This window comes from Oscillibacter sp. ER4, assembly GCF_000765235.1.
In the GTDB taxonomy this organism is placed as follows: domain Bacteria; phylum Bacillota; class Clostridia; order Oscillospirales; family Oscillospiraceae; genus Hominicoprocola; species Hominicoprocola fusiformis.
The window spans coordinates 74,851-81,333 of record NZ_JPJG01000029.1; the positions used below are offsets into that span (position 1 = coordinate 74,851).

Genomic DNA, 6,483 nt, shown 5'->3' on the forward strand with positions numbered 1-6,483 from the left:
GCGCGTAAACTATTACTTGGTTATAAATAGAGTCTCAAAAAAGAAAAAAGGAAAGATAGAAAATATGGATATTTTCAATGTGCTCACGATGATTGGCGGGCTGTGCCTGTTCCTCTTCGGCATGAACCTGATGGGCCAGGCGCTCGAGCGCCGCGCGGGCGGTAAGCTCCGCTCCCTTCTCGACAAGATGACCGGCAGCGTATTCGCCGGATTTTTAACGGGCCTTGGCATCACGGCCATCATCCAGAGCTCGTCCGCCACCACGGTCATGGTGGTCGGCTTTGTCAACTCGGGCCTGATGACGCTGCGTCAGGCCATCAACGTCATCATGGGTGCCAACGTCGGCACGACCGTCACGGCCTGGCTTTTGAGCCTTGGCGGCATCGACTCCGGCAACTTCTGGATCAAGCTCTTAAAGCCCTCATCCTTCACTCCCGTCCTTGCGCTCATCGGCATCATCTACTACATGTTCTGCAAGGATAACAAGAAAAAGGACACCGGCATGATCCTGCTCGGCTTTGCCACGCTCATGTTCGGCATGGAGACGATGAGCGGCGCGGTCGCGGGCCTCAAGGACGTCCCCGCGTTCACGAATCTCTTTGTTGCCTTTCAGAATCCCCTCCTCGGCGTGCTCGCCGGCGCGCTGCTCACGGCCATCATCCAGTCGAGCTCCGCGTCCGTCGGTATTTTGCAGGCGCTCGCCGTCACGGGTTCTGTGAGCTATGCTGCGGCCATTCCCATCATCATGGGCCAGAACATCGGCACGACCGTCACGGCCATGCTGTCGTCCATCGGCACGAACAAAAACGCCCGCCGCGCCGCGGTCGTTCACCTTCTCTTCAATGTCATCGGCGTTGTCGTGCTGCTGACGGTCTTCTGCATTGTGCGCGCGGCTTTTGCGCCCGCGCTGCTCAATGAATCCGCCACCATGGCGGGCATCGCCGTCACACACTCGGTCTTCAACATTCTCTGCACCGCCATGCTCCTGCCCGCGGGCGGCCTTCTTGAAAAGCTCGCCTGCCGCATCGTCCCCGACGATCCCCAGACGCAGGGTGAAAAGACGACCGAGCTCGACGAGCGTCTTCTCCCCACCCCGTCCCTCGCCCTTCGCCAGAGCCGCGCCGTCGCCCGTGAAATGGCGGACTGCGCCGTGCGCGCGCTGAACAACGCTCTCACCGCCCTTGACCACAACACGCCCGAGCTCGCCCAGAGCATCCGCGACGATGAGGAGCTTTGCGACCACTATGAAGATATCCTCGGCACCTACCTCGTCAAGCTCAGCACGCAGAAAATGGGCCGCGACGAGAGCGAGGAGGCGACCGAGTTACTCAAGACCATCGGCGACTTTGAGCGCATTTCTGACCACGCGGTCAACATTCTCTCCTCCGCTGAGGAGATGGAGCAAAAGGGCCTCACGTTCTCCGGCAGCGCCCTCAACGAGCTCGCCATTCTCACCTCCGCCATCCGCGAGATCCTTTCGCTCTCGCTCAAGTCCTTCTCCTCGCAGGACGTCGCGCTCGCCCAACAGGTCGAGCCGCTCGAGCAGGTCATCGACACGCTCAAAGAGCAGATGCGCACGCGCCACATCCTGCGCATGCAGCAGGGCCATTGCAGCATTGAGGCTGGCTTTGTCCTCTCCGATCTTCTGACCGACCTTGAGCGCACATCCGACCACTGTTCCAACATCGCCGGCTGCGTCATCGACGCCCGTGCGCATAACCTCAACCTGCACGAAACGCTGCGCCAGGCCAAGACTGCCGACGGCAGCTTCCAGCAGACGTACGAATCCTACGTGGAAAAGTACCAGCTTCCTGTTCCGTCGTCAAACGTGTAAAAAGCGGGGCGCTTGCGAGCGCCCCATTTTTGCTATTTTCTTGCTTGTAAAGCGCCCGTTTCCCTGCTATACTACGGTCATTAGGTTATTTCCGCGCAAACTGTCAATTTTGCGCGGTAGGAAAGGATGATACCATGGACCCGATTTATGAGATCGAATTGCAGGACTGCCCCTACTGCCGCGGCACCGGTACGGTGGAGGATGAGCAGGGCTGGTGCGTTTATGTCACCTGTGTCGACTGCGGCGCGCAGACCGCGCACGCAAGCTACGAGTCCCCCGAGGAACGTCTGGCCGCCGCGCAGCAGGTCGCGCACCTGTGGAACGTCGGCAAGGTTCTGAACCCCGGCGTCGGCGACTGATTCGACTGGAACTGCATAAAAAGGACGGAAGAAAAGCATCTTCCGTCCTTTTTGCGCTCAACCGCCGTTTGAGCGCGCGAAACTCCCCCTCCATTGCGCGTTTTCCTGCAATCGGCTATACTGAACTCATCAAGGACGTCCGCACTTTATAGAAACGGAGTTTTGCCTTTATGAACATCGACATCGGCAGCAAGATCAAAACGCTGCGCCTCTCCAAAAGCATGACGCAGGAGCAGCTTGCAAAAGCCCTCCACGTGAGCGCGCAGGCCGTGAGCAAGTGGGAAAACGGCAAGAGCTACCCCGATATCCACAGTCTGCTCCTGCTCAGCGCCCTCTTCGATGTTTCGCTCGACCAACTCATCAAAGGAGATTTGGAAACCATGAAACAGGAAGTCAACGCCGCCGATGTCAAAGCCATGAACCGCGACGCCATCATCTACACTGTTCTGCTCGCCGCCACGATCATTCTGCCCGTGCCGCTGCTCAAGTGGTTCGGCCTGTACGGCCTCATTCCGGAGCTTTTGCTCTGGGGCAGCGCGATGTACTTTGCCCACCGCCTTGAGCGCATCAAAAAAGCAAATAACGTCCAATCCTACAAGGAGATCTTAGCCTTCAGCGAAGGGAAGCGGCTCGACGAGATCGAGCAGAAGGTCGAAGCGGGCAAGCGGCCCTATCAGAAAGTTCTGCTCGCCCTGCTCACCGCCGGGATCACACTGCTTGTCGGCATGGTGCTCAGCTGGCTGCTGCTGTAAGCAAACATCACAAAACCCGCCCCGACGCAAAAGCGTCAGGGCGGGTTTTCCATTTTCAGAAGCAGGTTTCACATATTGAAGCGTCTGCGCGCTTCCTCACGCAGCGACGGGACGCGGCGCACGATGCACAGCGGGATGATGAGCCCGATGCAGATGACAAGCACGACGAGCGACCAGCTCGGCTGCCACACCTCAAGAAAATACCGGTCAAGGCAGTATTCGACGCCCATCGCCATCAGGCCCACCGCGCCGATGCACATGGCGATGGAAGAAAGGCGCGAGCGTCTGCCGTCGCGCAGCAGAAAGCTCAACAGGAATACAACAACGCACGCCCAGCCGAGCATCGGCAGCACGAGCCCGCGGAACCAGCGCCCCCCGTGCAGCGCAACGGAGATGATCCACACGTAAATGCCGATGGCGGCGACGTCCGCTGTCAGGCGGAAGAAAATCGGGATGCCGCGCACGAGCATCGGCAGCGCGAACCAGATCCACAGCATCACTGCCGCGCCCGCGACGTACAGCGCCCAAGGGTGCTCCGTCGGCAAAATGAGATTCAACAGAGCGCAGCAGAGCGACACGGACGCGAGCATCGCCGTCAGCAGTGCGGCGGCGGCTCTGCGCGATGCTCTCGGCACCTCGGCCGGCTTGGTCGGGAAATAGCGCGGTGCGGTCTCGTCCGGCTTCCACGCGGGCGTGCCGCAGAGCGGACAGCGCTCCGCGCCCTCGTCCAGCTCCACGCCGCATTTAACACAATATGACATCAAATTCCTTCTTTCGATCTGCTATTCATCGGTTGCTCTCTACGCGCACGGGGATGCCCGCGCGCACGAGGAAGCGGAAAAAGTCGCGCTCGGTGTCCGTCTCCGCCTGCGTGCCGGCAAAGGTGATCTCCATCGTGTCGCCATAGCTGATGGACGCGCAGTGGCAGCGCGGCACCGTCGCCTGTCCCAGAATGACCTCCGCACCGCGGATATGCTCAGCCATTTCGGGCGGCACGGTGAACGCGCCTGGGTTCGTATATGTGCAGGAATAGGGCCTCACGCCGTGCAGGCGGTAATTGAGCGCCATGACGGGATTTTTGAAAACGACCGGAATGAGCCGCAGGAAAAAGTTTTCCGTAAAGCGAACGTTGCCCGTGAACGCCGCCTGCAATTCCTGCCGGTTGATGTGCAGCTTCATAAAATGCCGCACTTGCGAGACGATCTCGGGGAACGTGTAGTCGCCGAGCGCGGGGGCGATATACGGGCGGACGGTGGTAATGAAGTTTCGCAGCGTCTCGCTCGGGAACCAGCCGCGCAGATTGATGGGGATGGCCAGCGCCACGGGGCGCAGGCGGTAGGGCTTTTCGCGCTTCTGCTTTTCCAAAATGACGTAAATGAGCACAGCGGAGAGGTATTCGGTGATCGACGCGCCGTACTTTTTCGACTCCTCGCGCAGCTTCGAGAGCGGCACGAAGCCCATCGTCACATGGAACGTGTAAAACGGCTCGCTTGTGCCGGTATTCTGATACGCCGTCGGCTGGCGGTGAAGGCCCAGTGCGTGGTGTCCAGCGTAGCGGGCATAGGCGTCCTCCATCTCCTCCTCGCGCGGCGGCTCGTTCAAATCAAGCACACCGTTCCCCGCAGGGATATCAACGCCGGTCTGGCGCAGGTATTCGGCCAGCAGCGTGCGGAAGAAGACGATGGCTCCGCCGCCGTCGGAAAGCGCGTGGAAGACCTCGATCGAAATGCGGTTGCGGTAATAGTAAAAGCGCACGAGCCAGCCGTTGTCTTCCTTGAAGCGCACGGGCTGGCAGGGGTCGGACACGTCCTCTTTCAAAAACGGCCCCGGCGCGCTGTTGTGCTCCAAATAGTACCAGAACGCACCCTTACGGATGCGCACGGCAAAGGTCGGGAAGCGCGGCATGCAGCGGTCGATGGCGCGCTGAAGCGCCGCGGGGTCGACGTCTTTTTCCATCAGAGCGGAAAAGCGGTAGATGGCTGAATACTCCTCCTTTTGCAGCGCGGAGTAGAGCGTGCCCGCGGAGTCGAGCTTATACCATTTGCTGTTGGGCTTGGCCATCCGATGTTCCCTCTTTCCTTCTGCGCGGTCTTGAGAGGTTCATTGTAGCACAAAGCTGGGCGCGCTACAAGAAAGATGCGGCTTTTCCTTGGCATTTTTACGAAATTATGATATCATGCTCCCAAAGAATTTTGTTTTTCAGGAGGAGCTATGGAACCCAAACTCCGCATCATCCGCAAAAAGAAGAGCGAGGCCGAGAACGCGCATCTCGACCCGCTGATGCGTGCGCTCAAGGCGCTGCACAGCGCCGGTGCGCCAGAAAGCATGACCGCCGAAGAGCTTGAGCGTCAGCGCCGCAGTCAGGAGGTCCTCGGCAAGCTGACTGCGCCGATGACGGGCATGGATTACGAGGAATTTGCCCTCTCGGGCATGAGCGCGGCGTGGACGCGGCTCAAGGCCCCCCACGGCAGCCGCCATGCGATTTTATACTGCCACGGCGGCGGCTACACGAGCGGCAACCTCGGCTATTCGCGCGTACTGTCGTCCAAGCTCGCGCATGCGACGGGCTACGATGTGCTGAGCTTTGAATACCGCCTCGCGCCCGAGTTCCCCTATCCCGCCGCCGTCGAGGACGCGCTGCGCGCGTGGGACTATCTGATGCTCCAAGGCTACGGCGCGCGCGATATCGTGCTTGCGGGCGACAGCGCGGGCGGCAACCTTGCTCTCGTGCTCTGCAGCCGCCTCAAGGCGGCGGGCCGCAAACTCCCCGGCACGCTCATCCTGATGTCCCCGTGGACCGACATGACGATGTCCGGCAAATCCTACACCGAGTGCTCGGAGATCGACCCGATGCTCACGCCCGAGTACATCGAAGCCGTGCGCCTCGCCTACGCCGCAGGAAGAGACTACCGTTCGAGCGACCTGTCCCCACTTTTTGCCGACTTCACCGGCTTCCCGCCGACGCTCATCCAGGTCGGCGACCACGAGATTCTGTATTCGGATTCAGAACAACTCTATCAGGCGATGAAGCGCGCAAACGTTCCCTGCCGCCTGCAGGTCAGCGAGGGGATGTGGCATGTGTTTCAGATGTTTCCCATTAGAAAGGCTTCTGTTGCAATAGAAAATATCGCACGGTTCCTTTTGGAACAATAAGTTCCGGTTTTTCCCCACCTGGTTTGGGGGACGCGGATAAGGGAGGGGTATCTCTTTTTCGAAAAGAGATACCCCTCCCTTGCACCCTCCCGGAGAAAATTCACATTGCAGGCGAGCAGCTCGAAGAGCTGCGGCGCTTGCCGAATCGGATGCCTGCGCGCGGCGTTGCCGCGTTAGCATTGCTATACGATTTGCCTCTGCTTCTATTATCCGCTGCCGCTCTGCCCATCTTGTAGAAGTACAGACTAATTTCCGTCTACCGCCAGTCTCCACAATGCGGCGAGCGCAGCAATGCCGCATTCGGCAAGCAGTCTGCCGCCAAGCAATCGTCACTCGCGCCTCACGATAGTAAGGCGCGGTTGCTGAATGTTTCGAATCGCAGGGA

At 59.6% G+C, this 6,483-nt stretch carries 6 protein-coding genes; 4 read left to right on the plus strand and 2 right to left on the minus strand.

Annotated elements, in window-relative coordinates:
* Positions 1-64: 64 nt before the first annotated feature.
* From NI20_RS0105190 to NI20_RS0105200, 3 genes are all read left to right on the plus strand, one after another.
* Positions 65-1,834: a Na/Pi cotransporter family protein gene (locus NI20_RS0105190; protein ID WP_033120379.1), complete on the plus strand. Its 1,770-nt coding sequence runs from the start codon at positions 65-67 to the stop codon at positions 1,832-1,834.
* A 134-nt stretch (positions 1,835-1,968) separates the two neighbouring features.
* Complete coding sequence (locus NI20_RS0105195) at positions 1,969-2,193, plus strand: Lar family restriction alleviation protein (protein WP_033120380.1); 225 nt, start codon at positions 1,969-1,971, stop codon at positions 2,191-2,193.
* Between the two features lie 170 nt (positions 2,194-2,363).
* The gene (locus tag NI20_RS0105200; protein ID WP_242842925.1) at positions 2,364-2,945 is read left to right on the plus strand and encodes a helix-turn-helix domain-containing protein; all 582 of its coding nucleotides are present in this window, start codon (positions 2,364-2,366) and stop codon (positions 2,943-2,945) included.
* Between the two features lie 68 nt (positions 2,946-3,013).
* On the opposite strand, the gene NI20_RS0105205 is transcribed toward NI20_RS0105200, so the two are convergent.
* Both NI20_RS0105205 and NI20_RS0105210 read right to left on the minus strand, forming a co-directional pair.
* Positions 3,014-3,706 (minus strand): DUF6320 domain-containing protein, encoded by a 693-nt coding sequence (locus NI20_RS0105205; protein WP_033120381.1) that lies wholly within the window; start codon positions 3,704-3,706, stop codon positions 3,014-3,016.
* Positions 3,707-3,731: 25 nt separating this feature from the next.
* On the minus strand, positions 3,732-5,006 hold the full coding sequence (locus NI20_RS0105210; RefSeq protein ID WP_033120382.1) for a hypothetical protein: 1,275 nt from the start codon (positions 5,004-5,006) through the stop codon (positions 3,732-3,734).
* 150 nt (positions 5,007-5,156) lie between these two features.
* Here NI20_RS0105210 and NI20_RS0105215 point away from each other — a divergent pair, with 150 nt between their 5' ends.
* Positions 5,157-6,098, plus strand: a complete 942-nt coding sequence (locus tag NI20_RS0105215; RefSeq protein WP_033120383.1) for an alpha/beta hydrolase — start codon at positions 5,157-5,159, stop codon at positions 6,096-6,098.
* Positions 6,099-6,483 lie beyond the last annotated feature (385 nt).

Excerpts from the sequence above, each read along its gene's own strand:
- NI20_RS0105190 (WP_033120379.1), top strand. The coding sequence starts at position 65 with ATGGATATTTTCAATGTGCTCACGATGATTGGCGGGCTGTGCCTGTTC.
- NI20_RS0105195 (WP_033120380.1), top strand. The coding sequence starts at position 1,969 with ATGGACCCGATTTATGAGATCGAATTGCAGGACTGCCCCTACTGCCGC.
- NI20_RS0105200 (WP_242842925.1), top strand. The coding sequence starts at position 2,364 with ATGAACATCGACATCGGCAGCAAGATCAAAACGCTGCGCCTCTCCAAA.
- NI20_RS0105205 (WP_033120381.1), bottom strand. The coding sequence starts at position 3,706 with ATGTCATATTGTGTTAAATGCGGCGTGGAGCTGGACGAGGGCGCGGAG.
- NI20_RS0105210 (WP_033120382.1), bottom strand. The coding sequence starts at position 5,006 with ATGGCCAAGCCCAACAGCAAATGGTATAAGCTCGACTCCGCGGGCACG.
- NI20_RS0105215 (WP_033120383.1), top strand. The coding sequence starts at position 5,157 with ATGGAACCCAAACTCCGCATCATCCGCAAAAAGAAGAGCGAGGCCGAG.